Origin of the sequence: Nocardioides sp. Soil805, from assembly GCF_001429625.1 — a bacterium.
Lineage (GTDB): Bacteria > Actinomycetota > Actinomycetes > Propionibacteriales > Nocardioidaceae > Nocardioides.
On the sequence record NZ_LMSU01000002.1, the window covers coordinates 733,408 to 757,325 of the forward strand.

Below are 23,918 nucleotides of genomic sequence, written 5' to 3' on the forward strand. Positions count from 1 at the left end.
TGGTTCGTGTCGTGCCCGGGTTGAGGTCCACGGAGACGCCGTACGAGGTCCACCGGTCCTGAAGGACCGGAGGTTCGCGGGCCGGCCCCGCCACCAGTGTGGCGTGGTGCAACAACGGTAGACATTCGACCAACAGATTGTGGAGGACATGCCGAAGAAAGAAGGCGTGATCGAACTCGAGGGCTCCGTCGTGGAGGCCCTCCCGAATGCCATGTTCCGGGTCGAGCTGACCAACGGACACAAGGTGCTCGCCCACATCAGCGGCAAGATGCGTCAGCACTACATCCGGATCCTCCCCGAGGACCGCGTGGTGGTGGAGCTGTCCCCCTACGACCTGACCCGCGGTCGGATCGTCTACCGCTACAAGTGACCAGCCGATCCGAAAGGTCCTTCTGATGAAGGTCAAGCCCAGCGTCAAGCCGATGTGCGACAAGTGCAAGGTCATCCGTCGTCACGGCCGCGTCATGGTCATCTGCGAGAACCCGCGCCACAAGCAGCGGCAAGGCTGAGCTGACGCTCAGCCCGCAGCACCCGACGTACAACTGAAACACCCCACAACGTGATCGCTAGCCCGGCACCAGCCGGGCGAAGACACCTCCGGAGCAGTGGCCGGAGCCCGCAGGAGCGGGATGCGACACGACCGAAACCACTGTGAGCAACAGACAAGGAAAGCCACATGGCACGCCTCGTTGGTGTTGACCTCCCGCGCGACAAGCGCATCGAGATCGCACTCACCTACATCTACGGCATCGGCCGTACCCGCGCCCAGCAGCTGCTCGCCGCCACCGGGGTCGACCCGAACGCGCGAGTGCACACGCTCGGCGACGAGGAGCTGGTCAAGCTCCGCGACGAGATCGAAGCCAACTTCAAGATCGAGGGTGACCTCCGTCGCGAGGTCCAGGCAGACATCCGCCGCAAGATCGAGATCGGCAGCTACCAGGGTCGCCGCCACCGCATGGGCCTCCCGGTCCGCGGTCAGCGCACCAAGACCAACGCGCGCACCCGCAAGGGTCCCAAGCGCACTGTCGCCGGCAAGAAGAAGGCGAAGTGACCCGGCGCTGACGCGCTGAGTCCCGCCCCTTCACTCGAAGCTTCCAGACCAGAACCTCACAGGAGATCACTGAATGCCTCCCAAGAGCCGCGCGACCAAGGTCCGCCGCAAGGAGAAGAAGAACGTCGCTCAGGGCGAAGCCCACATCAAGAGCACGTTCAACAACACCATCGTCACCATCACCGACCCCACCGGGGCGGTCATCTCGTGGGCCTCTGCCGGCACCGTCGGCTTCAAGGGCTCGCGCAAGTCGACGCCGTTCGCCGCGCAGATGGCAGCCGAGGCTGCGGGTCGTCGGGCGATGGAGCACGGGATGAAGAAGATCGACGTCTTCGTGAAGGGCCCGGGCTCGGGCCGCGAGACGGCGATCCGTTCGCTGGGTGCCATCGGCCTCGAGGTCGGCACCATCCAGGACGTCACCCCCACGCCCCACAACGGATGCCGGCCGCCCAAGCGCCGCCGCGTCTGACCCGACACCCGAGAAAGAGAGACTTCCTGCCATGGCCCGTTACACCGGCCCGATCACCCGCAAGTCGCGCCGCCTCGGTGTCGACCTCGTCGGCGGCGACGCTGCCTTCGAGAAGCGTCCCTACCCTCCCGGCATGCACGGCCGCCGGCGCATCAAGGAGAGCGAGTACCTCCTCCAGCTGCAGGAGAAGCAGAAGGCCCGCTTCACCTACGGCGTGATGGAGAAGCAGTTCCTCCGCTACTACAAGGAAGCCAACCGTCGCCAGGGCAAGACCGGTGACAACCTGCTCCAGCTCCTCGAGTGCCGCCTCGACAACGTGGTCTACCGCGCCGGGTTCGCCCGCACGCGTCGCCACGCCCGTCAGCTCGTCGTGCACGGCCACTTCCTCGTCAACGGCCACAAGGTCGACATCCCGTCGTTCCAGGTGTCGGCCCACGACATCATCGACGTCCGTGAGAAGTCGCTGGAGATGACGCCGTTCATCGTAGCCCGCGAGACCCACGGCGAGCGCCACGTTCCCGCCTGGATGGAGGCCATCCCCACCCGGATGCGCATCCTGGTCCACCAGGTGCCGACCCGCGCGCAGATCGACGTGCCGGTCACCGAGCAGCTGATCGTCGAGTACTACTCCAAGAAGTAATCGCCCGGGGGCTCCGCCCCCGTGCACCCCCGCTGGGGTCGTGCCTCAGGCCCCAGCGGTTCATCACTTCCTCTCTCGCACAGTTCGGGCCCGTCAAATGGTGGGTGGGTCCGGAAAGGAAAGAATCAGTGCTTATCGCTCAGCGCCCGACCCTGTCGGAAGAGTCCGTCGACGAGTTCCGTTCGCGGTTCGTCATCGAGCCGCTGGAGCCGGGCTTCGGCTACACGCTCGGCAACTCGCTGCGCCGTACCCTCCTGTCCTCCATCCCCGGGGCATCCGTCACCAGCATCAAGATCGACTCGGTGCTGCACGAGTTCTCCACGATCGAGGGTGTCACCGAGGACGTCACCGAGGTGATCCTCAACCTCAAGGGCCTCGTCGTCTCCTCGGAGCACGACGAGCCGGTCGTCATGTACCTGCGCAAGTCCGGTGCCGGTGACGTCACCGCCGCCGACATCACGCCGCCGGCCGGCGTCGAGGTCCACAACCCCGACCTGAAGATCGCCACGCTGTCCGACAAGGGCAAGCTGGACGTCGAGCTCGTCGTCGAGCGTGGCCGCGGCTACGTCTCGGCCGTGCAGAACAAGGGCGCGGACAACGAGATCGGCCGCATCCCGGTCGACTCGATCTACAGCCCGGTCCTCAAGGTCACCTACAAGGTCGAGGCCACCCGTGTCGAGCAGCGCACGGACTTCGACAAGCTCGTGATCGACGTCGAGACCAAGCCGTCGATGCGTCCCCGTGACGCCATCGCCTCGGCCGGCAAGACGCTGGTCGAGCTCTTCGGACTCGCCCGCGAGCTCAACGTCGAGGCCGAGGGCATCGACATCGGCCCGTCGCCCGTCGACGAGCAGCTCGCCGCCGACCTCGCCCTCCCGGTCGAGGACCTGCAGCTGACGGTCCGGTCCTACAACTGCCTCAAGCGCGAGGGCATCCACACCGTGGGTGAGCTCATCAGCCGCTCGGAGCAGGACCTGCTCGACATCCGCAACTTCGGTGCGAAGTCGATCGACGAGGTCAAGGCCAAGCTGGTCGAGATGGGTCTGTCCCTCAAGGACAGCGCGCCCGGCTTCGACCCGCACGCTGCCCTGGCGGCGTACGGCGACGACGACGACGACGCCTTCGTCGAGGACGAGCAGTACTAATTGAATGGTGCGAGCGTGTTCGCCTTCGGCGCCCACGCTGCCGCACCAATTGAATGGCGCGAGCGGGTCGCCTCCGGCGACCCGCTGCCGCGCCGCGGTTGATGTTGACTGGGGTTTGCGGTTGCGTGGCGTCTTACCGGCGCCACGCTGCCGCACCGCAGTCGAGAGTGATCGTGTTGACATCCAAACCGTTCGCCGGTCCCGGCGGACGTCTACCCCGGTACCTGACACGGCCGGAGAGAAGCGAGAACTGACATGCCCAAGCCCAAGAAGGGCAAGCGCCTCGGCGGTAGCCCCGCCCACCAGCGCCTGATCCTCGCCAACCTGGCGACCGCCCTGTTCGAGCACGGCCGGATCACCACCACCGAGACCAAGGCGCGCATGCTGCGTCCGGTCGCGGAGAAGCTGATCACCAAGGCCAAGCGGGGAGACCTGCACAACCGTCGCGAGGTCCTCAAGACCATCCGCGACAAGTCGGTCGTGCACACCCTCTTCACCGAGATCGCGCCGACGTTCGCCGAGCGTCCGGGCGGCTACACCCGTATCACCAAGATCGGTCCGCGCAAGGGCGACAACGCCCCCATGGCGGTCATCGAGCTGGTGACCGAGGCGTACAGCCCCAAGGCTGCCTCGACCAAGAAGACGCAGGCCGCCGCTCCGGCTCCGGCCGCTGCGGAGGAGGAGGCTCCCGCCGAGGAGACCACCGACACCGAGGCGACCGAGGCCACCGAGGCCCCGGCCGAGGAGACCACCGAGTCCGAGGCTCCGGCCGAGGACGAGGCGACCGAGGCTCCGGCCGAGGACGACAGCACCAAGTGAGCTGACTGCTCCCTCGACGGCCCGTCACCCCTCCGGGGTGGCGGGCCTTCGTGCGTCCGGGGCTCAACCGCCGGGCAGCGAGCGTCGGCCACCGCCCAGCCGGCCGTCACCGAGGTCGGCGCGCTGGCCGGCGCTCCAGCCGTCCTGGGCACCGGTGCCGGACAGCCGCCGTGGCGTGCCCTGCTGGAGGTGGGGATAGGCGTCGTCGCGAGCCGCCTCGACCGCGTGCGAGCGGTCGGCGAGGACGAGCGCGCTGGAGGTGCCGCGACGAGCGAACCGGTCGCCGGCCCGCTCGGCGGCGGCCTCCTCCAGGCGCACGAGTCGTCGGCCGATCGACGCGGTGTAGCCGGCGAGCCAGCTGCGCCGGAACGCGGCCGGGTGGTCGTAGGAGGGCACCGGGGTCCGCGCGAGGGAGTGCAGGGCCTGGACGAGCAGGCTGGTGAAGAGGATCTCCACCCGCTGGAGGTCGGAGCGGTGGCCGAAGAGGTGCAGGGACAGCTCCTTCTCGCCGTCGGGGTAGCGCGTGCGGCGTACGCCACGACACCCCAGTGCCGAGGCGACCGTGCCCAGCAGGTCGGCCTTGTCCGCGGCGTACGGCTTGTCGACGACGATGACGAGGTCGCCGACCACGTCGAGGGACGGGTCGGCGAGGGCGAGCAGCGCCCGGTCGATGCCGTGCGCCGCCATCAGGGCGGCGGCCTTGGCCGTGTAGGTCTCGGCCTCGGCGGAGGTGGCGGCGGGGTCCTCCGCCTTGGCCAGCAGCTTGCGCACCCGCGCGAGCATCGGCGAGGTGTCGTCGGCGTGGTCCATGTCAGCGGCTCCCGGGGTCAGTGGTGGTGCCGGTGGAGACTGGCACGGGGCACCGACACCGCGTGCCCGTCGTACACAGCCCTCATCGCAGCGTCGCCAGGACGTCGGCGGCGGGCAGGCTGCGTGGCTCGCCGCCGGCCAGGGTCAGTCGACGGGTGGCGGCCACCACGGCCTCGCAGGCCGGCGTCGGGACGCCGTGCAGCCGCCCCAGGAGCACGACCTCGCCCGCCAGGTAGTCGACCTCGGTGTCACCGGTCCCGCGGCGCAGGCTCTGCCACGTCGAGCCGCCGGCCGGCGCCAGGCCCTCGCGGCGGCTCAGCAGGTCGCCGCGGCGCTGCCGGTCGTCCTCGGCCGTGGTCACCGTCAGCCCGGCGGCGGCCAGCACACGCTCGCCCTCCAGTCGCGCGAGCTCGGCCAGCTCGTCGGCCGCGGTGCCGGGCGCGAACGAGGCGTCGACGCCGTTGCCGACGTTCATCAGGAGCTTGCGACGCTTCCAGGCCATCACGTCGTCGCGCTCGACCGACTCGAAGCCCGCAGCGCGGAGGTCGGCGGCGATCGCGGCCGTGCGGCGGTCGGTGCCGCCGGGGATGCGGCCCACGTCGAGGATGCCGGGCACGGGGTGGCACTTCGCGACGACCAGCCCCGGCTCGAGGTGGGTGGACGGCAGCATCACGCACACGGCGTACGTCGCGGCGAAGCGGCGCAGGGCCTCGACCTCCGTCGCGACCCCGTTGGTGGCGCAGACGACCGGGGTGCCTGGCGGTGCGTGGGCGGCGAGGTCGTCGAGGGCGGCGGCGGCCTGGTGCGACTTCACGGCGAGCAGGACGACGGTGTCGTCGGTCCACTCCACGCCGGCGGCGGTGTCGGTGGCCGGTGCCACGATCCGGTGCATGCCGTCACCGGTGTCCAGTCGCAGCCCACCCCCGCGGATGGCGTCCAGGTGCGCACCGCGGGCCACCAGCGTGGTGGCCCGGCCGGCGAGGTGCAGGTGTCCGCCGACGACGCCACCGACCGCCCCGGCCCCGAGGACGACCCACCTCACCGGGACCAGCCCTGCTCGAGGAGGCGGGTGGCCTCGGCCAGCGTGAGACCCGCCCGGCGTGCCTCGAGGGCCAGCGACTCGGCCGCGTCGCGGACCGCACTCGGTGTCGCGACGGTGCCGGTCACGCGGGTGCCGCGCCGTCCCTCGGTGGCCACCAGGCCGTCGGCCTCCAGCTCCTTGTAGACCCGGGCGACGGTGTTGACGGCCAGTCCGAGCTCCTCGGCGAGGGCGCGCACCGTCGGCAACCGGGAGCCCGCCGGGAGCCGGCCGTCCGTGATCCGAGCGGCCACCTGCACCCGGACCTGCTCGTACGGCGGGGTGGCTGACTGCGGGTCGAGGGGATCGAGGTCGATCCGGGCGAGCTCCATGGGCGCCAGCCTAGGTGCGGAGGTGGTAGAACCACGGGCATGGAGCAGGTAGCCCTGGTGGTCGGTGAGGCACTCGTCGACGTGGTCCGTGGACGGGACGGCAGCGAGCGCGACCACGCGGGCGGGAGCTCGGCCAACGCGGCAGTGGCGATGAGCCGGCTCGGTCGCGCCGTGTGGTTCGCCAGCGCCTGGGCCGACGACGCCCACGGGAGCCTGCTCGCCACCCACCTGGCCGACAACGACGTGCGCCTGGCGGTCGACCCGGTCGTGCTCGCCCGCACGGCCACCGCCGTCGCGACGCTGGCCGAGGACGGGTCGGCCAGCTACGAGTTCGACATCGAGTGGCGGGTGCCGCCGGTCGCGCTGCCGGAGCACGTCGAGCCGGTGGTCGTCGTCTACGGCTCCATCGGAGCCGCCCTGAGCCCCGGCGCCGACGAGGTCGCCGCGCTGGTCGCGGCGGCGCGGGGGAGCGCGCTGACGGTCTTCGACGTCAACGCGCGCCCGGCGATCACCGGCACCGGCGAGGACGTGGTCGCCCGGGCCGAGGAGATGGCGCGGCTCGCGGACGTGGTCAAGGCCAGCGACGAGGACCTCGAGGCGCTGTGGCCGGGGCGGACCCATCGCGAGGTGGCCGACCACCTGGTCGGCGCCGGGGCCGGGGCACTGGTGGTGACCCTCGGCGGGGCCGGGGTCCGGTGGTACGGCCGGGACGACGACGCCGAGGTGGCCGCTCCGCGCGTCGAGGTGGCGGACACGATCGGCGCCGGCGACACGGTGACCGCCGCGGTGGTCCACGCCCTGTGGGACCTGGGCGTCGTCGGTCCGTCGGCCCGCGCGCGCCTGGGAGCCCTGGCGGCGGACGACTGGTCGGCGGTGCTCGCCTTCGCCGCCCGTGCGGCCGCGGTGACCGTCAGCCGCCCGGGCGGGGACCCGCCGCACCGCCACGAGCTGGACTGACGCCGCTCAGCCGGCAGGCGGGGACCAGGCCGGGTCGCGGCCGATGAAGCCCACGAGCCGGTCCACGACGGGTGCGTCGGGGGCTACCGGCACCGGCGCGCCGTACTGGCCAGAGGTGCGCAGCACCTCCTCCATCTGCTCGAGCCCGCCGAGCAGCGTGGCCGCGAAGTCCTCGTCGAGGACCAGGTCCTGGCCGGTGGCGCGGGCCAGGTCCCAGCTGTGCATGAAGACGTCCGCGGTGTAGAAGCGGTCGACCGCGTCGGCGAGGCGGTGCGTGCCGGCGTAGGGGTGGGTGAAGGACTCCTCGCCCCGCTCCTCGAGGACGACCTGGACGGCGGCGGCGTGGTGGTCCCATGCCGCCGCGGGGTCCTCGGCAACCGAGGGGCCAGCGGGCAGGACCACGCCCCCGGCCGAGAGGAAGGCCGGGAACCACTCCACGAGGTGGTCGACGACGTCGCGGGCGACCCAGCCGTCCACGGGAGCGGGTGCCTGCCAGTCGTCGGCCTCGCGGACGAGCGCGCCGAAGGTCGCGGCCACCTCGCGGTGGCGCGCGGCCGGCGTCTCCGGCAGGGCCATCTCAGGCGGCTCCCTCGGCGAGCAGGGCGTCGAGCTTGCGGTAGCCGTCGTGGATCCCGACCTCCATGCCGCTGGCCAGCATCTGGTCGCGGCCCTCGAAGGAGTCGCACAGCGAGAAGGCGTGCAGGCGGGTCGTCCCGTCGCCGAGGTCCTCGAAGGTCAGCGTCTCGAGGGCGATCGCCTCCGGCATGCCCTCCCAGGTGAAGGTCTGCACGAGCCGGTCCTCGCCGACGTGGGGGAAGGTGCCGCGGAAGGCGTACTCCTCGCCGTCACGCTCGGCGACGTAGCGGTAGGAGCCGAGGGTCCGGCAGTCCCAGTGGTCGATGCGGGTGGTCAGCGAGGACGGGCCGATCCAGCGGCGGAACAGGTCCGGGTCCGTGTGCGCCCGCATCAGCTGGGCGGGGGTGGCGGCGAAGTCGCGCCAGATGTGGACCGCGGGAACGGTCGGGTCGGCCTCGATCGCGGCCTCGGCGTAGCGGGTGTCGTGGGTGGTGGTCATGACGCGGTTCCTTCCTCTGCGGTGGGGTCCCCGGTCTCCGAGAGGGAGTCCAGGACGGCGTCGAGGCGCGCGAAGCGCTCCTCGGCCTGTCGGCGGTAGCGCTCGATCCACTTCGTCATCAGGTCGAACACCTCGGCTTCCAGGTGCACCGGTCGGCGCTGGGCCTCCCGGCTGCGGCTCACCAGGCCGGCCTCCTCGAGCACCTTGAGGTGCTTGGAGACCGCCTGGAGGCTCACGTCGTACGGCGCGGCGAGGTCGCCGACCGTCGCATCGGCGACGGCGAGACGGGCGACCAGGTCGCGCCGGGTGGGGTCTGCGAGGGCGGCGAAGGCCCGGGAGAGCTGGTCGGCCATGGCCGTCCCCTTTTTCAACTGGATGGTTGAACAAAGGTAGGCCGACCCGTCCTGCCTTGTCAACCATCCGGTTGAACTAGCCTGCGTCAGGCCAGCCAGTCGTGCACGAGCGACACCACCGACGCGCCCTCGCCCGACGCCGAGGCGACCCGCTTCATCGACCCCGCCCGGATGTCGCCGGCGGCGAAGATGCCCGGCACCGTCGTGGCCAGGTTGGCCGGCGGCAGCCCGTCGCGCCACGCCGCGGTGGGGACGTCGCGGCCGGTCAGCACGAAGCCGCGGTCGTCGCGGGCCACCTCGTCGGGCAGCCACTCGCACTGGGGGTCGGCGCCGAGCAGCAGGAACAGGCCCCGGACCTCGCGACGGTGCCGCTCGCCGGAGTGCACGTCCTCGACGTCCACCCACTCCAGTCGGCCGTCCCCGCCGCCGTCGACGACCCGGGCGCTGCCGAGGACCTCGATGCGCGGGTTGTAGCCGATCTCGCTGATCAGGTAGTGCGACATCGTCGCGGACAGGTCGGGACGGCGGACCATGATGGTCACGGAGCGGGCGAACCGGGCGAGGTGCACGGCGGCCTGTCCGGCGCTGTTGCCGCCGCCGACCACGATGACGTCGGCCCCCTCCATCTCCCGCGAGGCGGTCATCGCGGCGCCGTAGTGGACGCCGTACCCGACGAGGTTGTCGAGGGACTCGATGCCGATGCGCCGGTAGGTGACGCCGGTGGAGATGAGCACGGCGCGGGCGTGCACGTCGCCGCCCTCGGTGCGCACGACGTGCGGACGCCCGTCGGTGCCGGGCTCGAGGGAGACCACGGGCCAGCCGGTGAAGAAGCGGGTGCCGAAGCGGATGGCCTGGTTGCGGGCACGCTGGGCGAGACGCATCCCGGAGATCCCGCGGGGGAAGCCGAGGTAGTTGCGGATCATCGAGCTGGTGCCGGCCTGGCCGCCGATCGCCTCTCCCTCGACCGTCACCGTGGACAGGCCCTCGCTGGCGCCGTACACGCTGGCCGCGAGCCCTGCGGGCCCGGCGCCGATCACCACGAGGTCGACCACCTGGTCGACCTCGATGTCGTCGGGGCGTCCGTAGAGGGTGACCGCGAGGTCGCGGGTGGTGGTGGGCACGAACGGGGCCGTCGACGTGAACGCCTCGACGAGCGGCCACCGGTCGTCGTCCCCGACGCGACGCGAGACCACGTCGCGGCCCTCCTCGCTGTCGGGGTGGAAGACGCCGCACGGCAGGCCCACCCGCTCCAGGTAGTCGCGCAGCTGGAGGGTCAGCACGTCCTGCTCGGGGGTGACGATGCGGACCGAGACGACCTCCGGCACGGCGACGGTGGCGGCCCAGTCGTTGAGGAGGTCGATGACCGAGCTGTGGAACTCCTCGTCGCGCACGCCGCGCGGCATCAGCAGGAAGGCGTCGTACTTGCCGGTCGCCTGTCCGGGACGCAGCAGCTCGGCGTCGCGGCGGAAGTTCTCGAAGTGGGCGACCACGATGCGCCGGGCGGTGGGGACGGTCTGCCGGATCTTGGCGAGGGCCGGGTAGAGCTCCATGTCGGGCAGCTCCGACTCGAGGACGAAGAGGGCGACCTGCCCGCCGGCGTCGAGGACGTCGAGCGCCTGGTGCTTGCCGTCGGTGGCGCTCGCGGCGAGGCGCACGTCGTACTCGCGGGCGTAACGGGAGAACTGCTCCTCCAGGACGGCGAGGTGCGTGCCGGAGACGAGGATGATGGCGGGGTTGCTCACGAGTCGAGTATGGCCGCTCGGGGTGAGCGCGGAAGGGCCTGCGAGGGCCACCTAAGATCGTCGGGTGCGCATCCGGCTCGACGTGTCCTACGACGGGACGGACTTCAAGGGCTGGGCGACCCAACCGTCCCTGCGCACCGTGCAGGGCACGCTCGAGGAGGCCCTGGCCACGGCGTTCCGCGTCCCGGCCGTGCGGGTCGTGTGCGCGGGGCGCACCGACACCGGCGTGCACGCCCGCGGCCAGGTCGTGCACCTCGACGTCTCGCCCGAGGACCTGCAGCGGGCGGCGGGACGCGCGGAGCAGCCGCCCCTGGAGGCGCTGGTACGCCGCGTCAACGGCCTGCTGCCCGCCGACGTGCGGGTAGGCCGCGGGGTCGAGGCGCCGGAGGGGTTCGACGCACGCTTCTCCGCGAGCTGGCGGCGCTACGCCTACCGGGTGGCCGACTCCCCGGAGCTGGTCGACCCGCTGCTGCGCGCGCACGTGCTGGCCTGGCCGCGGTCGCTGGACCTCGACGCCATGAACGCGGCGGCGTCCAGCCTGGTGGGGCTGCGCGACTTCGGGTCGTTCTGCAAGCGCCGCGAGGGAGCGACCACCGTCCGGACCCTGATGGAGCTCTCGTGGAGCCGCGACGAGACCGGGGTCGCCGTCGCCCGGGTGGTGGCCGACGCCTTCTGCCACAGCATGGTCCGCTCGCTGGTCGGCTGCCTGCTCGCCGTGGGGGACGGACGCAAGCCGCCGGAGTGGGCGGCCGAGATCATGGCCGCGCGTCGCCGCGACCCCGCACTGACCGTCGTACACGCCCACGGCCTGACGCTGGAGGAGGTCGGCTACCCGGAGGGCGCCGAGCTCGCGGCGCAGGCCGATCGGGCCCGCAACACCAGGGAGGCCGTCGATGGCTGAGGACCACTACTTCTCCGCGGACCCCACCGCGCCGTTCGAGCGGGAGACGTTCACGGCGTCCGTGTGGGGCCACGAGCTGGAGCTGACGAGCGGTGCGGGGGTGTTCAGCCGGGGGCACCTCGACCACGCGACGGCCGTGCTCCTGCGGGAGGTCGAGCCGCCGGTCGCGGGTCGGTTCCTGGACCTGGGCTGCGGGTACGGCGTGATCGGGCTGGCCATCGCCAAGGCCGTGCCGCTGTCTTCGGTGATCGGCCTCGAGGTCAACGAGCGCGCGATCCTGCTCGCCAACGAGAACGCCAAGGCGCTCGGGGTGAGTGGCCACTTCGTCGCCTGCCGCGCCGCGGACGTGCCGAGCGACATGCAGTTCGACGAGATCTGGTCCAACCCGCCGATCCGGATCGGCAAGGAAGCGCTGCACGAGCTGCTGCTGACCTGGCTGCCGCGGCTCGCGCCGGGTGGCCGGGCCGTGATGGTGGTCGGCAAGAACCTCGGCGCCGACTCGCTCCAGCGCTGGCTGGGGGAGCAGGGCTACCCGACGACGCGGCTCGCGTCCGCCAAGGGCTTCCGGGTGCTGGAGACCCGGCGGGGCTGAGACCCGCGCCGGACGCCCGTCGTGCGGGCGCCCGGCGTCGGGGTCACTGGTCGGTCAGGACTCGATCTGCTCGATGATCGCGTCGACGTCGGTGTCGGAGAACAGCGGCAGGATCACCATCGTCCACTCCGACCGCTTGTCGTCGAGGGCGCTCGCGAGGTCCCACGCGGCCTGGGCGCCCATGGGGCCGAGACGGACGACGTCGCCGGCCTCGTCGTCGTCGAAGTCGGTGTCGACCTCGACCATCCAGGTGTCCGACCAGTCGGTCGCGAAGTCCTCGAACGAGGCGTCCTTGTCGTCGGGGGTGTCCTCGGCGACGGGGAAGATGAGGCCCATGTGAGTTCCGTTCGTGTCGGGTGGCGCGGACGGGTTCATCGTGGCACGTCGGCGCAACCAGCCCGTACGCCGCGGGTGCGTGCGGCGGATAAAGCGATCGCGAGACTCTTCAAAGCGTTCGTTGGTCGTCGGTTGGCCAGTTCAGGTTAAGGATGCGGCTTCGCTCCCGCGGCCATAGGCTCCCTCCATGTGGAGAAGAGCCCCCGTTCCAGGCGAACCGGACATCGAGCAGGTGCGAAGGAAGTCGCGGATCCTTGTCATCGACGATCAAGCGTTCCCAGCTCAGCGAAGCTTTACGCGCGACGGGTATCACTTTGAACGGTGGCCAGCGATCCGAAACATGACGCAGTTAACGGACGGTGATTGGGACGTTATTCTGCTTGATATTCAGGGGGTTGGCCTTGTTGAAAGTCCGGACCTTCAGGGCCTCGGAATTCTGAAACACATTAAGAAGGCAAACCCGGCGCAAGCGGTGATTATTTACTCTGCCCAGCCTCAGGCGGTGTCCTCCACTGAATACTTAACGCTGGCCGACGCCGTCTTCGATAAGGGCATGAGCTATCTCGAATATAAGGAAAAGGTCGATGAACTACTAGTGCGTCATGCGACGCCAGGTTACTTCATTGCCGCCATGAATCGAGAACTAGGCGAAAGTGCTGCGCTAGCACCTCGCGCTGTGCCACTAGCCCTCCGTGGGTTTAGGAAAGGCAATGCGGACGGTTTGCGTCGCTACTTAAGTTCCTCGTTGACTGATCAAGAGAAGGCTGAGCTCATTACGCATGTTATTACCATCGGCATCCGAGTGGTCGGTGCGGTGTCATCGTGACAATTGGCCCATGGCCCCTGTTCCCCTATCCAACGATCACGTCCAGTGGAGTAACAGACGGATCGCTGTTTCCGGTTCACGCGGACTGTCAATACTGCCCTACTCGCGAGTGCGTTAAAGACGATGGAGCGCCCGTCGGCATTTCAAAGCAATGCCGTTTCGGGCTCACCTACGCACGTGTCGATGACAACCGCGTCGTTGCCGGCGTTGTCACGTCAGACCTTCCTGCCACCACTCAGAGGGCGCGCAAACGGATTCGACGGGAACCGCAGCGACATGTGCGTGCAGCAACCCTAAGGTCCTCCATCGAGGCCGCACGCAGGCTCGGGGTCGGCGTGGTTGACGACATGGAGGCCGCGCGGCAAGAAGCATTTGCGAGATTGGAGACCGATCCTGAGTTCCTTCGTTCGCTAGCGGAACAGCTGCGCCAGGACTTTGCTGACAACTTGAATCAAAGTCACGACTTCCTGCAGTTAGTCAAGTTGGTTCGTGGTCATGCGGAGTCCCTGTTGCATGACCGATACCCCGACCTGCCCCCGTCGGAGGCGGCGGACAAGTTGCCGACCGAAGGGGCGATCTACTACTCGACGGAACTGATGCTGTTGAAGATGGATTCGATGGTCTTTCTCAACGAGATCAACATTGTTCATGGAAGTGAACGTCGATTCAAGGTTCATTCCTTCTTCCTCAAGTACCTCAGGATATACGACTGGCAGGCAAGGGAAAAGGATCTGCGCGTTCGTCTCGAAGGGACTTGCCACTCCTCCGTCTTTTACAATGATAAGGCGATTGGGGCGGTCTTCCAAGGACTTCTAGACAATCTGGTGAAGTATTCGCCACCAAGTTCTTCGGCTGCCGTAACTTTCAACGAACTTGAGGACCACATCTCGATAACCTTCACGTCCCTCGGCCCGCGCATCGAGCAACATGAACGACAACAGATCTTCCTTCCTAAATATCGCGCAAAAGCGGCGAGAGCTATTGAGATGACGGGTCTCGGCGTTGGGCTAGCCGCGGCAAAGCAGATTTCGGACGCGTTAGATCTGGAGCTTCAAGTCGAGCAGGACGACACCGAGGATGGGCGCTTCCCTGGCCGCTTCCGAACCACTTTTAACGTCCGGCTCCAGCGGGCGCAGTGACTAATGGCTGCTAGTCGCCTTCCAGACGGATAGGGAACGTCTGGGGAACCCGCGATCGGCACAGAGAGAGCGGGGCCACGGGTCACACATGCCGAGATGGCATCCGGATACGCCTGCGGCCCCGCCGGTGTCGCGTGGGCGGGGTCCGGGGCGTGGTGGTCAGAGGTCCGGCGGGTGCGAGGTGCCGGGTTCGGGCCAGGCGCGTCCGGTGGCTCGGCTGCCGGTGTAGTCGCGCAGGTAGGTGAAGCCAAAGGGGCTGGTCCAGGTGAAGACGCCCGGCTCGGTCATCTCGTAGCGCCATCGGCCGTGGGTCTTCAACCGATGGTGCCGCCGGCACAGCGCAGCGAGGTTGTCGGTGGACGTCAGTCCGCCGCGCTCGGGGTGGTCGTGGTCGTACGGGATCACGTGGTCGAGGTCGCATCGCCTCGCGTTGCGTCCGCACCACGGGAACACACACGTCCCGTCGCGGACGATCACGTGCTCACGGATCTTCTCTGTGGGCTCGTAGCCCTTGCACTCGAGGCGGTCCCGGAGGTCGATGACGGGCTTGACGACGACCTGGGCATCGGGGCGTCCGCACCAGGCGCGGATCTGCTCGACCGACAGCACTCGCTGGCCGGCCTGCTCGACCCGTGCCACCAGCTCCTTGCCGGTGCTGTTGGTCGTCTTGTCGTGGTGGGTGATGGCGTCGGCCGACAGGTGGGCGTGGAGCACGACCTGGGTGACGGGTGCCGAGGCTCGCTGCGCCGGCACCTCACTCACCGGGGAGTCCTCGTCGAACCCGATGCTGAGCTGGTGTCGAGCGAGGTCGCCGAGCGCGGTCGCGCGCCTGCCGTCGACGGTGTCGGTCGACCCAAGACGTGCCAGGTGCTCGGCGCCGGACTTCACCGCGGCGGCCAGGGCGAGCGCGTCGGGGATCTCCAGGCTCGCCTCCAGTCCCATGGTCCCGTCGTACGACGCCTGCTCGGTGTCGAAGGTGACGTGCCGCTTGTCTGCGCTCTTCTCGAGCGCGTCAGCAACCTGGTCGGGCATGAACCGCACCCTCGCCTCGTCCACCACACGCCCCAGCTGCGCGGGCGTCAGCCGGGACGCGCACCAGAAAACCTGCTCGTCCACGAACGTCGCCGCTTCCAGGGTCAGGTCGATGGTGGTGTCCGCGATCAGCCGGGCCCGCCACCCGGCAACCAGGCCCGCCTGCACGGCACCCCAGAGCTGGGGCAGGCGGTAGGCCAGCTCCACGCACTGGGACAGGAAGTGGCCGGCGCTGTCGTTGGTGCGACCGAGCATCGTCGCGAACTCCGGGACGCAGAACTCGTCGATCGCCGGGGATCCCTCACCTGCGAACGTCTTGGGCGAGGTGAAGCAGGCTTCGGCGAACTCCGGGTCCGCCAGGTGCAGGTCTGCCCAGTGCACGCCGAGACGCATCATCTCCACGTCCTCCGCCGCGGCCCGTTCGCGGGAGGCTCGGACCGCGCGCAGCAGCGCGGCCGGAGTCTCCGGCAGCGCGGGTGCGGCGGTCTTGGTCATGGCTCAAGCCAAGCAGGGACCACCGACAATCAGACGGCGAAAACAGCCGGATGGACCGGCATGTGGACACGACTTTCGAGGACTTCCAGGACGCCGGGAGCAAGCGCTCAACGACGCCCGGCGCGGATGAGGTCGACGACCTCGGCGGTGGGGCGCACGTCGCCGTACGAGCGGTGGACGACGTGCAACGTGGCGTTGTGGTCGCGGTCGCGCGTCGCGGCGCAGGCATCGGCGACGAGGATGACCCGGAGGTCGAGAGTCGCCGCGTCGCGGACGCTCGCCTCGACACAGACGTTGGTGACCGTGCCCGTCACGACGACGGTGTCGACGCCACGCGCGGCGAGGAGGGCGGGCAGGTCGCTGCTCCCGGGGAAGAAGGCGCTGTACGCCGTCTTCTCGGCGACGACGTCCCCGTCGGCGACCGCGAGCTCCGGCCACAGGCGCTCGGCCGGGGTGCCGGGACCTCCGGACCGTGCGTAGCGCTCGGCGATCTCCTCTCCCCGGTGCTCGCGGTCGCGGGGGGTGGGCTCGCGATAGCCGGGCACGACCCACGCCACCGTGCCCCCGGCGGAGCGCAGCTCCTCGGCGAGGAGGTTGACCTGCGGAATGATGCCGCGGCAGTACGCCGACTCCTCCACGAAGAACGGCACGACGTCGATGACGACCAGCGCGGTGCGCGTCGGGTCCAGGGTCTCGAAGGCGTGGCGACGACCTCGGCGCTCCTCGAGGCGCAGGTACTCGCGCTCCTCGATGTGCCAGTCGTGGAAGGCGACGTCGGTGCTGGTCATGGGCGGAGGGTAGGCGTCACGCGGGTCGCGAGGCGACGAGCACGCCGATCTTGTCGATCCGGTGCTCGGGGTTGTCGAACTCGTCGGCCCAGTAGTTGCCGGCCGCGTGGTCCTCGAGGGTGGCGCAGGTCGAGAGCGTGATCATCGCCCGCCTGGCCTCGACGCCGGGTCGCCCGGGGACCGGGGCACGCTGCGCCGCCAGGGAGTCCTCGGAGCGGAACGACGTCCAGCGGGTGCGGCGTACCTCGTAGACGTGCACCGTGTCGCCCACCCGCACGAGGACGCGGCTCCCGCGGGGCAGCGACGGCAGGTAGCGGAAGGGCTGGGTCGAGGACAGTCGGTGGCCGGTGACGATGTGGTTGCCCACCTCCCCGGCCGCGACCCCACCGCCGGGACCGCGGGGTGAGGCGAGCGAGCCGTCGTTCTGGAGGGCGGTGCCCGCCGCGTCGTCGGGCGACCCGCGGTAGTGCACCACCGGGAAGTCCCGCAGCCCGAGCCGCGGCACGGTGAGGAAGGCCCGGCGCGGCTCCGGCCGCGGGGTGGCCGTCGAGGGCGAGGGAGTCGACGGCGCGGGCGTGGTCGGCAGCGACGACGGGGACGGGGTGCCGGACGGGGTGGACGACGAGGCGGACGGCGAGGCGGGAGCGGGCGCGGTGCGGGGCTCCGGGCCACCCCGGGGAGCGGCCGACGGGGACGAGCACCCGGACGCCACCAGGGCGCCGCCGAGCGCGAGCCCGACCACCCGTCGTACGCCTGCCATCCCCCCACGCTAGGAGCGGCGCACAAGCCGGGCGGCGTGATCGCACCTGCAAGAGTGGGCGCATGACGTACGAGGCAGCCGAAGACCGCTACGACTCGATGGACTACCGCCCCACCGGCAGGAGCGGGCTCAAGCTCCCCGCCCTGAGCCTGGGGCTGTGGCAGAACTTCGGGACCGACCGTCCCGAGGAGACGCAGCGGGCCATCCTGCGCCGCGCCTTCGACCGCGGTGTCACGCACTTCGACCTGGCCAACAACTATGGCCCGCCCTACGGCCGCGCCGAGGAGAACGTCGGACGCTACCTGCGCGACGACTTCGCGTCCCACCGCGACGAGCTCGTCATCTCGACCAAGGCCGGCTGGGACATGTGGCCGGGCCCGTACGGCCAGGGGGGCGGGAGCCGCAAGTACGTCCTGGCCAGCCTCGACCAGTCGCTGGCGCGGCTGGGCCTGGACTACGTCGACATCTTCTACAGCCACCGCTTCGACCCCGAGACGCCCGTCGAGGAGACGATGATGGCGCTCGACACGGCCGTCCGCAGCGGCCGCGCGCTGTACGCCGGCATCTCGTCGTACTCCGCCGAGCGGACGCACGAGGCGGCGACGATCGCCCGCGAGCTCGGCACCCCGCTCCTCATCCACCAGCCCTCGTACTCGATGCTCAACCGCTGGATCGAGACCCCCGCCAACGGCGGTCGCAGCCTGCTCGACGAGCTCGAGGAGCAGGGGATGGGCTGCATCGTCTTCACCGCGCTCGCCCAGGGGCTGCTCACCGACCGCTACCTGCACGGCGTCCCGGAGGACAGCCGTGCCGCGCGCGACGACAGCACGCTGGCCGGTCTCGAGGACGACGTGCTCGACCGCGTCCGCGCCCTCAACGAGATCGCGCAGCAGCGCGGCCAGAAGCTGGCCCAGCTCGCCCTCCAGTGGGCACTGCGCGACCGGCGCGTCACCAGCGCCGTGATCGGGGCGAGCAGCGTCGAGCAGCTCGACACCAACCTCGACGCGCTCGACGGGCCGCCGCTGACCGACGACGAGCTGGCCGCCATCGACCGGCACGCCGTCGACTCGGGCGTCAACCTCTGGGCGAAGCAGACCGAGGAGTGAGCCCGGCACCACGACGGGTCGTGGTGGTCGGCGCCGACGCCGCCGGCATGTCGGCCGCCCACCAGGCCCTGCGCACGGCACGGCGGACCGGCGACGAGCTCGCCATCACGGTCCTCGACCGCGGCACCCACACGTCGTACTCCGCCTGCGGCATCCCCTACTGGATGGCCGGCGAGGTGGGCTCGGTTGACGAGCTCGTGGCCCGGACCGCCGAGCAGCACCGCGCGGCCGGCATCGACCTGCGGCTCGGGACCGAGGTGGTCGCGGCCGACGTCGCCGCGCGCACGGTGACCACGGCCGCCGGCGAGACCCTGGAGTACGACGAGCTGGTGGTGGCCACCGGGGCCCCGGCGATCGTGCCCGACTGGGCGCTGCGGCCCGACGGCACGCCGTACGACATGGTCGGGCCCGTCAAGACCCTCGACGACGGTGCCGCCTGGCTGGACCGCTTCGACGCCGCCGGCGACGGTGCGCACGTGGTGGTGGTCGGGGCCGGCTACATCGGCGTCGAGGTCGCCGAGGCGGCCCTGCGCCGTGGCCTCGGCGTGACCGTGGTGACCCGCGGGCGCGGGCTCGCGCTGCTCGAGGACGAGATGTCCGAGCGGGTGGCCGTGGCGCTGTGCGACGCCGGCGCCGAGGTCGTGCTCGGTGTCGAGGTGACCGGCCTCGACGTGGCGCAGGACGGAGCGGGGGCCGAGCGGGTGACCGGGGTGCGCTGGGAGGGGGACCAGCGCGACGCCGACCTCGTCGTGCTCGCCATCGGGGTCCGGCCCGGCACGGACTTCCTCACCGGCTCGGGGCTGGAGACCGCCGACAACGGCGCCCTGCGCCCGGACCCGCACGGCCGCGTCGCCGACGGGGTGTGGGCGGCGGGCGACTGCTGCGAGGTGCGCCGTCGCATCGACGACCGGTGGGTCTTCCGGCCCCTCGGCACGCACGCCACCAAGCACGGGCGCGCCCTCGGGGACAGCCTCGCCGGGGGAGAGCTGGCCTTCCAGGGGATCGTGGACACCTCGATCACCCGCTTCGCCGCGGGCGGGCAGTACCTTGAGATCGCGCGCACCGGCCTGGGTCGCGCGGAGGCCGAGGAGGCCGGCCACGACCCCGTGACGCTGGTGACCGAGGGGACCACCGCCACCGGCTACATGCCCGAGGCCGACCCGATCGCGGTGTGGGTGATGGCCGACCGGGACACCCGGCGGCTGCTCGGCGTCCAGGTGGTCGGCGGCCACGGTGCCGGCAAGCGCGTCGACACCGCCGCCGCCGTCCTGTGGGCGCAGGGCACGGTCGACGACCTGGCGTGGATGGACCTGGCCTACGCCCCGCCGTTCTCGTCGACGTGGGACGTCCTGCAGATCGCGGCCCGCCGGGTCGCCGAACGGATCTGAGGGCTAGACCCCGGCGACGGCCTTGCGCACCTCGTTGACGCACAGCGCCACGAAGGCCAGCGCGATGATCGTCATCAGCACGTTGGAGTGCAGCTTGTTGCGCCACTCGACGGGCGTGCGGTCGGTGTTGAGCAGCCACAGCAGGGTGACGGCGAGGAAGGGCATGAAGAACGCGCCCAGCACGCCGTACGCCAGGATCAGCCAGACCGGCTTGCCGAGGAAGAGCATCGCCATCGGCGGGAAGGTCAGCCACAGGATGTAGGCCTTGTACCACTTGCCGCCGGCGCGGGCGTCGGCGTCGTCGCTGTGACCGCCGCGCACGTTGGTCATGAAGTCGGCGAACATCAGCGAGACGCCGTTCCACACGCCGACCAGCGACGACATGGCGGCGGCCCAGAAGCCGATCAGGAAGACCTTGCCGGCCCACTGGCCGTAGCGGTCCTGGAGCACCACCGCGAGGTCGACCAGGCCGGCGTCGCCCTGCTCGATGGCGACGCTGGTGGAGTAGAGGAGCTCGGCACCGACGATGAGGGTGGCGAGCACGAAGATGCCGGTCACGACGTAGGCGACGGTGTTGTCGATGCGCATGACCCGCATGTACGCCGGGGTGGACCAGCCCTTCTCACGCAGCCAGTAGCCGTACGCCGCGAGGGTGATGGTGCCGCCGACGCCACCGGCGAGGGCCAGGGTGTTGACCAGCCCGCCGTCGGGGATGCGCGGGGCCAGCCCGGTGAGCAGCTCGGGGATGTTGGGCGTGGCCAGCAGCGCGGCGCCCACCATGGTGACGAACATCAGCCCGACCAGGGCCGCCAGCACCTTCTCGAAGGTGCTGTAGCGACCGGTCCACACGAGCGCGAGCCCGATCAGCCCGGAGATGATGCCCCACCACGTCACCGAGAGGACGCCGGTGAGCCCGGCGAGCGCGAGCCCGGTGCCGGCCATGGCGGCGGCGCCGTACACGAAGCCCCAGATCACGATGTACGGCGCGAAGTACCACGTCGTCCAGATGCCCAGCGAGCGCCAGCCCTCGAAGATCGTGCGCCCGGTGGACAGCGAGTAGCGGCCCGCGCCCTCGACCAGGACGATCTTCATCAGGCACCCGACGACCACGCACCACAGCAGTGTGTAGCCGAACTTCTGCCCGGCGATCAGGGTGGCGACGAGGTCGGCCGCACCGACGCCGGTGGCGGCGACGACGAGGCCCGGACCGATGACGCGCCACTTCGGGACGGTGGTCGTGGTCTGCTGGTTCTGGACGGACATGGGCCCACCCTAGGGTGGTCCAGACCACTCGCGACACGCCGCCCGCCGGATTTAACGCGTGGCTCCGCGCCCACGCGTCACGGACAATGGCCGACGTGGGACATGTGGATGTGTCGGGAGTGCGCTACGAGCTGCCCGACGGACGAGTGCTTCTGGACGATGTGGGCTTCCGGGTCGGCGACGGTGCGAAGGTCGCCCTGGTGGGTGCCAACGGCGCCGGCAAGACGACGCTGCTTCGGATCGTGACGGGCGACCTCGTCCCGCACGCCGGGGCGGTCACCCGCTCCGGCGGGCTCGGGGTGATGCGCCAGTTCGTCGGCCACGGCGGGATGGACGAGACGGTCGCCGACCTGCTGCTCAGCGTCGCGCCGCCCCGGGTGCAGGCCGCCGCGCGGGCGGTCGACGAGTGCGAGCTCGCGCTCATGGACACCGACGACGAGGCGACGCAGATGCGCTACGCCGAGGCGCTGGGCGAGTACGCCGACGCCGGCGGCTACGACCTCGAGGTCACGTGGGACACGTGCACCGTGGCCTCGATGGGGATGCCCTACGACCGGGCCCGGCACCGCTCGCTGTCCACCCTGTCCGGGGGCGAGCAGAAGCGGCTGGTCCTGGAGTACCTCCTGCGCGGTCCCGACGAGGTGCTGCTGCTCGACGAGCCGGACAACTACCTCGACGTGCCCGGCAAGATCTGGCTCGAGCAGCGCATCCGCGAGTCGGGCAAGACCATCCTGTTCATCAGCCACGACCGCGAGCTGCTGGCCAACACCGCGACCCGGATCGTCACCGTCGAGCTCGGTGCCGCCGGCAACACGGTCTGGACCCACCCCGGCGGCTTCGCGAGCTACCACGCGGCCCGCGAGGACCGGTTCCTGCGCTTCGAGGAGCTGCGCCGGCGCTGGGACGAGGAGCACGCGAAGATCAAGGCGCTGGTGCTGCGGCTCAAGATCAAGTCCGAGTACAACGACGGCATGTCCTCGCAGTACCGCGCCGCCCAGACGCGGCTGCGCAAGTTCGAGGAGGCCGGCCCGCCGACCGAGCAGCCCCGCGAGCAGCAGGTCAGCATGCGGCTCAAGGGCGGGCGCACCGGCAAGCGTGCCGTCGTGTGCACCGACCTCGAGCTGACCGGCCTGATGAAGCCCTTCGACCTCGAGGTCTGGTACGGCGAGCGGGTCGCGGTCCTCGGCTCCAACGGCTCGGGCAAGTCGCACTTCCTGCGGCTGCTCGCGGCCGGCGGCAGCGACCCCGACGTCGAGCACCGCCCGGTGGGGGAGCCGCCCGCCCCGGTGCCGCACACCGGGTCGGCCAAGCTGGGGGCCCGGGTCCGCCCGGGCTGGTTCGTGCAGACCCACGACCACCCCGAGCTGCGCGGCCGGACCCTCCTGGAGATCCTGCACCGCGGTGACGGGCAGCCCGCCGGGCAGGGCCGCGCCGGCATGGGTCGCGAGCAGGCGAGCCGGGTGCTGGACCGCTACGAGCTCGCCCACGCGGGCGAGCAGACCTTCGAGTCGCTGTCCGGCGGTCAGCAGGCGCGCTTCCAGATCCTGCTGCTGGAGCTGAGCGGGGCGACGCTGCTGCTGCTCGACGAGCCCACCGACAACCTCGACGTGCAGAGTGCCGAGGCCCTGGAGAGCGGCCTGGAGGCCTTCGACGGCACCGTGCTCGCGGTCACCCACGACCGGTGGTTCGCCCGCGGCTTCGACCGGTTCCTCGTCTACGGCGCCGACGGCGAGGTCTACGAGTCCGACGGACCCGTCTGGGACGAGGGCCGGGTGGCCCGGGTCCGATGAGCGACCTCGACGTCCGGGAGCTCGATCCCGACGACGACGCGGCGTTCGGCGCGTGGCATCACGTGTACGAGGTCGCCGAGCGGCACGAGCTCGGCGACGTCGCGACGACGTGGCAGCTCGAGGAGGTCCGGGCCGCGATGCGCGACGGCGGGTCCCACTCCTGGAGCGGCGGCTGGTGCGGCGTCGTCGACGGCGAGACCGTCGCGGCCGGTTGGATGCGGACCCCGCTGCTCGACAACCCCGAGCTGGCCGAGATGACGGTGCACGTGCTGCCCGCGCACCGGCGTCGCGGCCACGGCTCGACGGTCCTCGCGCACCTCGAGTCGGTCGCCCGCGAGCGGGGTCGCCGGGTCCTCAACGGCCTCGCGTCCTGGCCGTACGACGCGGGGTCCGACGGGGCGGGCGCGTCCGGGCCGGGCTTCGCCGCCGCGCGCGGCTGGATGCTCGCGCTCTCGGAGGTCCAGCGCGAGCTGCACCTTCCCGTGCCCGCGGGACTCCTCGACCGCCTGGCGCGCGACGCGGCGCGCGCGCACTCGTCGTACACGCTGCGGTCGTGGGCGGGGCCGGTGCCCGACGACCTGCTCGCCGGCTGGGCCGAGGTGACCTCGAGCCTGGCGACCGAGGCGCCGACCGGGGACCTCGACCTGGAGCCGGAGGTCGTCAGCCCCGACGTGGTGCGCGAGCGCGAGACGACGATCGCGAAGCAGGGGCGCACGAAGTACAACACCGTGGCCCTCGACGCGGACGGCGTCGTGGTCGCCTACACCGACCTCGCCACCACGGTCCACGAGCCGGGGAGGGCCTACCAGTGGGGGACCCTCGTCCGGGGAGAGCACCGCGGCCACCGGCTCGGGGTCGCGGTGAAGGTCGCCAACCTGCGCCTGCTGCAGGACGAGCGGCCCGACGTGCGCCGGCTGACGACCTACAACGCCGAGGTCAACGCGCACATGATCGGTGTCAACGAGGCGCTCGGCTTCGTGCCGGTGGCCCGGCTCGGGGACTTCCAGAAGCGCCTGGGGTGAGGCGCCGGG

28 protein-coding genes are annotated in these 23,918 nt (G+C 70.8%); 16 read left to right on the forward strand and 12 right to left on the reverse strand.

The annotated features are described in order from the left end of the window. Positions 1–148 precede the first annotated feature (148 nt). The 7 genes from infA to rplQ all read left to right on the forward strand — a co-directional run bounded on the left by infA (position 149) and on the right by rplQ (position 4,124). Complete coding sequence (gene infA / locus ASG94_RS14030; RefSeq protein WP_056927040.1) at positions 149–370, forward strand: translation initiation factor IF-1; 222 nt, start codon at positions 149–151, stop codon at positions 368–370. A gap of 25 nt (positions 371–395) precedes the next feature. Continuing rightward, entirely contained in the window at positions 396–509 is a 114-nt protein-coding gene (gene rpmJ / locus ASG94_RS14035; protein ID WP_056927041.1) for a 50S ribosomal protein L36, read from the forward strand. Positions 510–676: 167 nt separating this feature from the next. Continuing rightward, positions 677–1,051 (forward strand): 30S ribosomal protein S13, encoded by a 375-nt coding sequence (gene rpsM, locus ASG94_RS14040; RefSeq protein ID WP_056599771.1) that lies wholly within the window; start codon positions 677–679, stop codon positions 1,049–1,051. A 73-nt stretch (positions 1,052–1,124) separates the two neighbouring features. After that, positions 1,125–1,520, forward strand: a complete 396-nt coding sequence (gene rpsK, locus ASG94_RS14045) for a 30S ribosomal protein S11 (RefSeq protein ID WP_056887144.1) — start codon at positions 1,125–1,127, stop codon at positions 1,518–1,520. Positions 1,521–1,551: 31 nt separating this feature from the next. Further along, the gene (rpsD, locus tag ASG94_RS14050; protein ID WP_056927042.1) at positions 1,552–2,160 is read left to right on the forward strand and encodes a 30S ribosomal protein S4; all 609 of its coding nucleotides are present in this window, start codon (positions 1,552–1,554) and stop codon (positions 2,158–2,160) included. Positions 2,161–2,288: 128 nt separating this feature from the next. Beyond that, positions 2,289–3,305, forward strand: a complete 1,017-nt coding sequence (locus ASG94_RS14055; RefSeq protein ID WP_056927043.1) for a DNA-directed RNA polymerase subunit alpha — start codon at positions 2,289–2,291, stop codon at positions 3,303–3,305. Between the two features lie 255 nt (positions 3,306–3,560). After that, entirely contained in the window at positions 3,561–4,124 is a 564-nt protein-coding gene (gene rplQ / locus ASG94_RS14060; RefSeq protein WP_056927044.1) for a 50S ribosomal protein L17, read from the forward strand. 63 nt (positions 4,125–4,187) lie between these two features. Here rplQ and ASG94_RS14065 read toward each other — a convergent pair whose 3' ends face one another. The 3 genes from ASG94_RS14065 to ASG94_RS14075 form a co-directional block, all read right to left on the reverse strand. Beyond that, a complete protein-coding gene (locus ASG94_RS14065) occupies positions 4,188–4,934 on the reverse strand; it encodes a DUF2786 domain-containing protein (RefSeq protein WP_200958116.1) in 747 nt (248 codons plus the stop codon). Positions 4,935–5,016: 82 nt separating this feature from the next. Continuing rightward, complete coding sequence (locus ASG94_RS14070) at positions 5,017–5,976, reverse strand: ketopantoate reductase family protein (RefSeq protein WP_056927045.1); 960 nt, start codon at positions 5,974–5,976, stop codon at positions 5,017–5,019. Next, the gene (locus tag ASG94_RS14075; protein WP_056927046.1) at positions 5,973–6,344 is read right to left on the reverse strand and encodes a GntR family transcriptional regulator; all 372 of its coding nucleotides are present in this window, start codon (positions 6,342–6,344) and stop codon (positions 5,973–5,975) included. Before ASG94_RS14075 ends, ASG94_RS14070 begins: the two co-directional genes overlap by 4 nt. Positions 6,345–6,383: 39 nt before the next feature. Here ASG94_RS14075 and ASG94_RS14080 point away from each other — a divergent pair, with 39 nt between their 5' ends. Further along, positions 6,384–7,301 (forward strand): PfkB family carbohydrate kinase, encoded by a 918-nt coding sequence (locus ASG94_RS14080; RefSeq protein ID WP_056927047.1) that lies wholly within the window; start codon positions 6,384–6,386, stop codon positions 7,299–7,301. A 6-nt stretch (positions 7,302–7,307) separates the two neighbouring features. Here the strand turns inward: ASG94_RS14080 and ASG94_RS14085 are convergent, their stop codons facing one another. The 4 genes from ASG94_RS14085 to ASG94_RS14100 all read right to left on the reverse strand — a co-directional run bounded on the left by ASG94_RS14085 (position 7,308) and on the right by ASG94_RS14100 (position 10,471). Beyond that, positions 7,308–7,877: a TIGR03086 family metal-binding protein gene (locus tag ASG94_RS14085; protein WP_056927048.1), complete on the reverse strand. Its 570-nt coding sequence runs from the start codon at positions 7,875–7,877 to the stop codon at positions 7,308–7,310. Position 7,878: 1 nt separating this feature from the next. Beyond that, positions 7,879–8,376 carry an SRPBCC domain-containing protein gene (locus ASG94_RS14090; protein ID WP_056927049.1) on the reverse strand — a complete coding sequence of 166 codons (498 nt, stop codon included), beginning with the start codon at positions 8,374–8,376 and terminating at the stop codon, positions 7,879–7,881. After that, positions 8,373–8,729 (reverse strand): ArsR/SmtB family transcription factor, encoded by a 357-nt coding sequence (locus ASG94_RS14095; protein ID WP_056927050.1) that lies wholly within the window; start codon positions 8,727–8,729, stop codon positions 8,373–8,375. Before ASG94_RS14095 ends, ASG94_RS14090 begins: the two co-directional genes overlap by 4 nt. Positions 8,730–8,815: 86 nt before the next feature. Next, the gene (locus ASG94_RS14100) at positions 8,816–10,471 is read right to left on the reverse strand and encodes an FAD-dependent oxidoreductase (RefSeq protein ID WP_056927051.1); all 1,656 of its coding nucleotides are present in this window, start codon (positions 10,469–10,471) and stop codon (positions 8,816–8,818) included. Between the two features lie 64 nt (positions 10,472–10,535). Here ASG94_RS14100 and truA point away from each other — a divergent pair, with 64 nt between their 5' ends. Beyond that, positions 10,536–11,372: a tRNA pseudouridine(38-40) synthase TruA gene (gene truA / locus ASG94_RS14105; RefSeq protein ID WP_056927052.1), complete on the forward strand. Its 837-nt coding sequence runs from the start codon at positions 10,536–10,538 to the stop codon at positions 11,370–11,372. Continuing rightward, entirely contained in the window at positions 11,365–11,964 is a 600-nt protein-coding gene (locus ASG94_RS14110) for a class I SAM-dependent methyltransferase (RefSeq protein ID WP_056927053.1), read from the forward strand. The genes truA and ASG94_RS14110 overlap by 8 nt, the downstream gene beginning before the upstream one ends. Before the next feature lie 54 nt (positions 11,965–12,018). On the opposite strand, the gene ASG94_RS14115 is transcribed toward ASG94_RS14110, so the two are convergent. Further along, the gene (locus ASG94_RS14115) at positions 12,019–12,300 is read right to left on the reverse strand and encodes a hypothetical protein (protein ID WP_056927054.1); all 282 of its coding nucleotides are present in this window, start codon (positions 12,298–12,300) and stop codon (positions 12,019–12,021) included. 187 nt (positions 12,301–12,487) lie between these two features. Between ASG94_RS14115 and ASG94_RS21730 the strand changes: the two genes are divergently transcribed. Both ASG94_RS21730 and ASG94_RS14120 read left to right on the forward strand, forming a co-directional pair. Then, positions 12,488–13,126: a hypothetical protein gene (locus ASG94_RS21730; RefSeq protein WP_156411583.1), complete on the forward strand. Its 639-nt coding sequence runs from the start codon at positions 12,488–12,490 to the stop codon at positions 13,124–13,126. 335 nt (positions 13,127–13,461) lie between these two features. Further along, positions 13,462–14,265, forward strand: coding sequence for a sensor histidine kinase (locus tag ASG94_RS14120; protein ID WP_056927055.1), 804 nt, complete (start codon positions 13,462–13,464; stop codon positions 14,263–14,265). Positions 14,266–14,424: 159 nt separating this feature from the next. On the opposite strand, the gene ASG94_RS22415 is transcribed toward ASG94_RS14120, so the two are convergent. The 3 genes from ASG94_RS22415 to ASG94_RS14135 form a co-directional block, all read right to left on the reverse strand. Next, positions 14,425–15,792 (reverse strand): HNH endonuclease signature motif containing protein, encoded by a 1,368-nt coding sequence (locus ASG94_RS22415; RefSeq protein WP_056927056.1) that lies wholly within the window; start codon positions 15,790–15,792, stop codon positions 14,425–14,427. Between the two features lie 107 nt (positions 15,793–15,899). Beyond that, positions 15,900–16,580, reverse strand: a complete 681-nt coding sequence (locus ASG94_RS14130) for an isochorismatase family cysteine hydrolase (protein ID WP_056927057.1) — start codon at positions 16,578–16,580, stop codon at positions 15,900–15,902. A gap of 16 nt (positions 16,581–16,596) precedes the next feature. Continuing rightward, entirely contained in the window at positions 16,597–17,340 is a 744-nt protein-coding gene (locus tag ASG94_RS14135) for a sortase domain-containing protein (RefSeq protein WP_082624182.1), read from the reverse strand. A gap of 62 nt (positions 17,341–17,402) precedes the next feature. Here ASG94_RS14135 and mgrA point away from each other — a divergent pair, with 62 nt between their 5' ends. Both mgrA and ASG94_RS14145 read left to right on the forward strand, forming a co-directional pair. After that, positions 17,403–18,446: an L-glyceraldehyde 3-phosphate reductase gene (gene mgrA, locus ASG94_RS14140; protein ID WP_056927058.1), complete on the forward strand. Its 1,044-nt coding sequence runs from the start codon at positions 17,403–17,405 to the stop codon at positions 18,444–18,446. Continuing rightward, the gene (locus ASG94_RS14145) at positions 18,443–19,834 is read left to right on the forward strand and encodes an FAD-dependent oxidoreductase (RefSeq protein WP_235537275.1); all 1,392 of its coding nucleotides are present in this window, start codon (positions 18,443–18,445) and stop codon (positions 19,832–19,834) included. Before mgrA ends, ASG94_RS14145 begins: the two co-directional genes overlap by 4 nt. 3 nt (positions 19,835–19,837) lie before the next feature. On the opposite strand, the gene ASG94_RS14150 is transcribed toward ASG94_RS14145, so the two are convergent. Beyond that, entirely contained in the window at positions 19,838–21,097 is a 1,260-nt protein-coding gene (locus ASG94_RS14150; RefSeq protein ID WP_056927059.1) for an Nramp family divalent metal transporter, read from the reverse strand. A gap of 95 nt (positions 21,098–21,192) precedes the next feature. Here ASG94_RS14150 and ASG94_RS14155 point away from each other — a divergent pair, with 95 nt between their 5' ends. Beyond that, positions 21,193–22,887: an ABC-F family ATP-binding cassette domain-containing protein gene (locus tag ASG94_RS14155; protein ID WP_056927293.1), complete on the forward strand. Its 1,695-nt coding sequence runs from the start codon at positions 21,193–21,195 to the stop codon at positions 22,885–22,887. Next, a complete protein-coding gene (locus ASG94_RS14160; protein ID WP_056927060.1) occupies positions 22,884–23,909 on the forward strand; it encodes a GNAT family N-acetyltransferase in 1,026 nt (341 codons plus the stop codon). The genes ASG94_RS14155 and ASG94_RS14160 overlap by 4 nt, the downstream gene beginning before the upstream one ends. The last annotated feature ends 9 nt before the right edge of the window (positions 23,910–23,918 follow it).

Excerpts from the sequence above, each read along its gene's own strand:
- rpsM (WP_056599771.1), top strand. The coding sequence starts at position 677 with ATGGCACGCCTCGTTGGTGTTGACCTCCCGCGCGACAAGCGCATCGAG.
- ASG94_RS14065 (WP_200958116.1), bottom strand. The coding sequence starts at position 4,934 with ATGGACCACGCCGACGACACCTCGCCGATGCTCGCGCGGGTGCGCAAG.
- rplQ (WP_056927044.1), top strand. The coding sequence starts at position 3,561 with ATGCCCAAGCCCAAGAAGGGCAAGCGCCTCGGCGGTAGCCCCGCCCAC.
- ASG94_RS14130 (WP_056927057.1), bottom strand. The coding sequence starts at position 16,580 with ATGACCAGCACCGACGTCGCCTTCCACGACTGGCACATCGAGGAGCGC.
- rpsK (WP_056887144.1), top strand. The coding sequence starts at position 1,125 with ATGCCTCCCAAGAGCCGCGCGACCAAGGTCCGCCGCAAGGAGAAGAAG.
- infA (WP_056927040.1), top strand. The coding sequence starts at position 149 with ATGCCGAAGAAAGAAGGCGTGATCGAACTCGAGGGCTCCGTCGTGGAG.
- ASG94_RS14135 (WP_082624182.1), bottom strand. The coding sequence starts at position 17,340 with ATGGCAGGCGTACGACGGGTGGTCGGGCTCGCGCTCGGCGGCGCCCTG.
- ASG94_RS22415 (WP_056927056.1), bottom strand. The coding sequence starts at position 15,792 with ATGACCAAGACCGCCGCACCCGCGCTGCCGGAGACTCCGGCCGCGCTG.
- ASG94_RS14095 (WP_056927050.1), bottom strand. The coding sequence starts at position 8,729 with ATGGCCGACCAGCTCTCCCGGGCCTTCGCCGCCCTCGCAGACCCCACC.
- ASG94_RS14085 (WP_056927048.1), bottom strand. The coding sequence starts at position 7,877 with ATGGCCCTGCCGGAGACGCCGGCCGCGCGCCACCGCGAGGTGGCCGCG.
- ASG94_RS14110 (WP_056927053.1), top strand. The coding sequence starts at position 11,365 with ATGGCTGAGGACCACTACTTCTCCGCGGACCCCACCGCGCCGTTCGAG.
- ASG94_RS14160 (WP_056927060.1), top strand. The coding sequence starts at position 22,884 with ATGAGCGACCTCGACGTCCGGGAGCTCGATCCCGACGACGACGCGGCG.
- ASG94_RS14150 (WP_056927059.1), bottom strand. The coding sequence starts at position 21,097 with ATGTCCGTCCAGAACCAGCAGACCACGACCACCGTCCCGAAGTGGCGC.
- mgrA (WP_056927058.1), top strand. The coding sequence starts at position 17,403 with ATGACGTACGAGGCAGCCGAAGACCGCTACGACTCGATGGACTACCGC.
- ASG94_RS14080 (WP_056927047.1), top strand. The coding sequence starts at position 6,384 with ATGGAGCAGGTAGCCCTGGTGGTCGGTGAGGCACTCGTCGACGTGGTC.
- ASG94_RS14090 (WP_056927049.1), bottom strand. The coding sequence starts at position 8,376 with ATGACCACCACCCACGACACCCGCTACGCCGAGGCCGCGATCGAGGCC.
- rpmJ (WP_056927041.1), top strand. The coding sequence starts at position 396 with ATGAAGGTCAAGCCCAGCGTCAAGCCGATGTGCGACAAGTGCAAGGTC.
- rpsD (WP_056927042.1), top strand. The coding sequence starts at position 1,552 with ATGGCCCGTTACACCGGCCCGATCACCCGCAAGTCGCGCCGCCTCGGT.
- ASG94_RS14115 (WP_056927054.1), bottom strand. The coding sequence starts at position 12,300 with ATGGGCCTCATCTTCCCCGTCGCCGAGGACACCCCCGACGACAAGGAC.
- ASG94_RS14075 (WP_056927046.1), bottom strand. The coding sequence starts at position 6,344 with ATGGAGCTCGCCCGGATCGACCTCGATCCCCTCGACCCGCAGTCAGCC.
- ASG94_RS21730 (WP_156411583.1), top strand. The coding sequence starts at position 12,488 with ATGTGGAGAAGAGCCCCCGTTCCAGGCGAACCGGACATCGAGCAGGTG.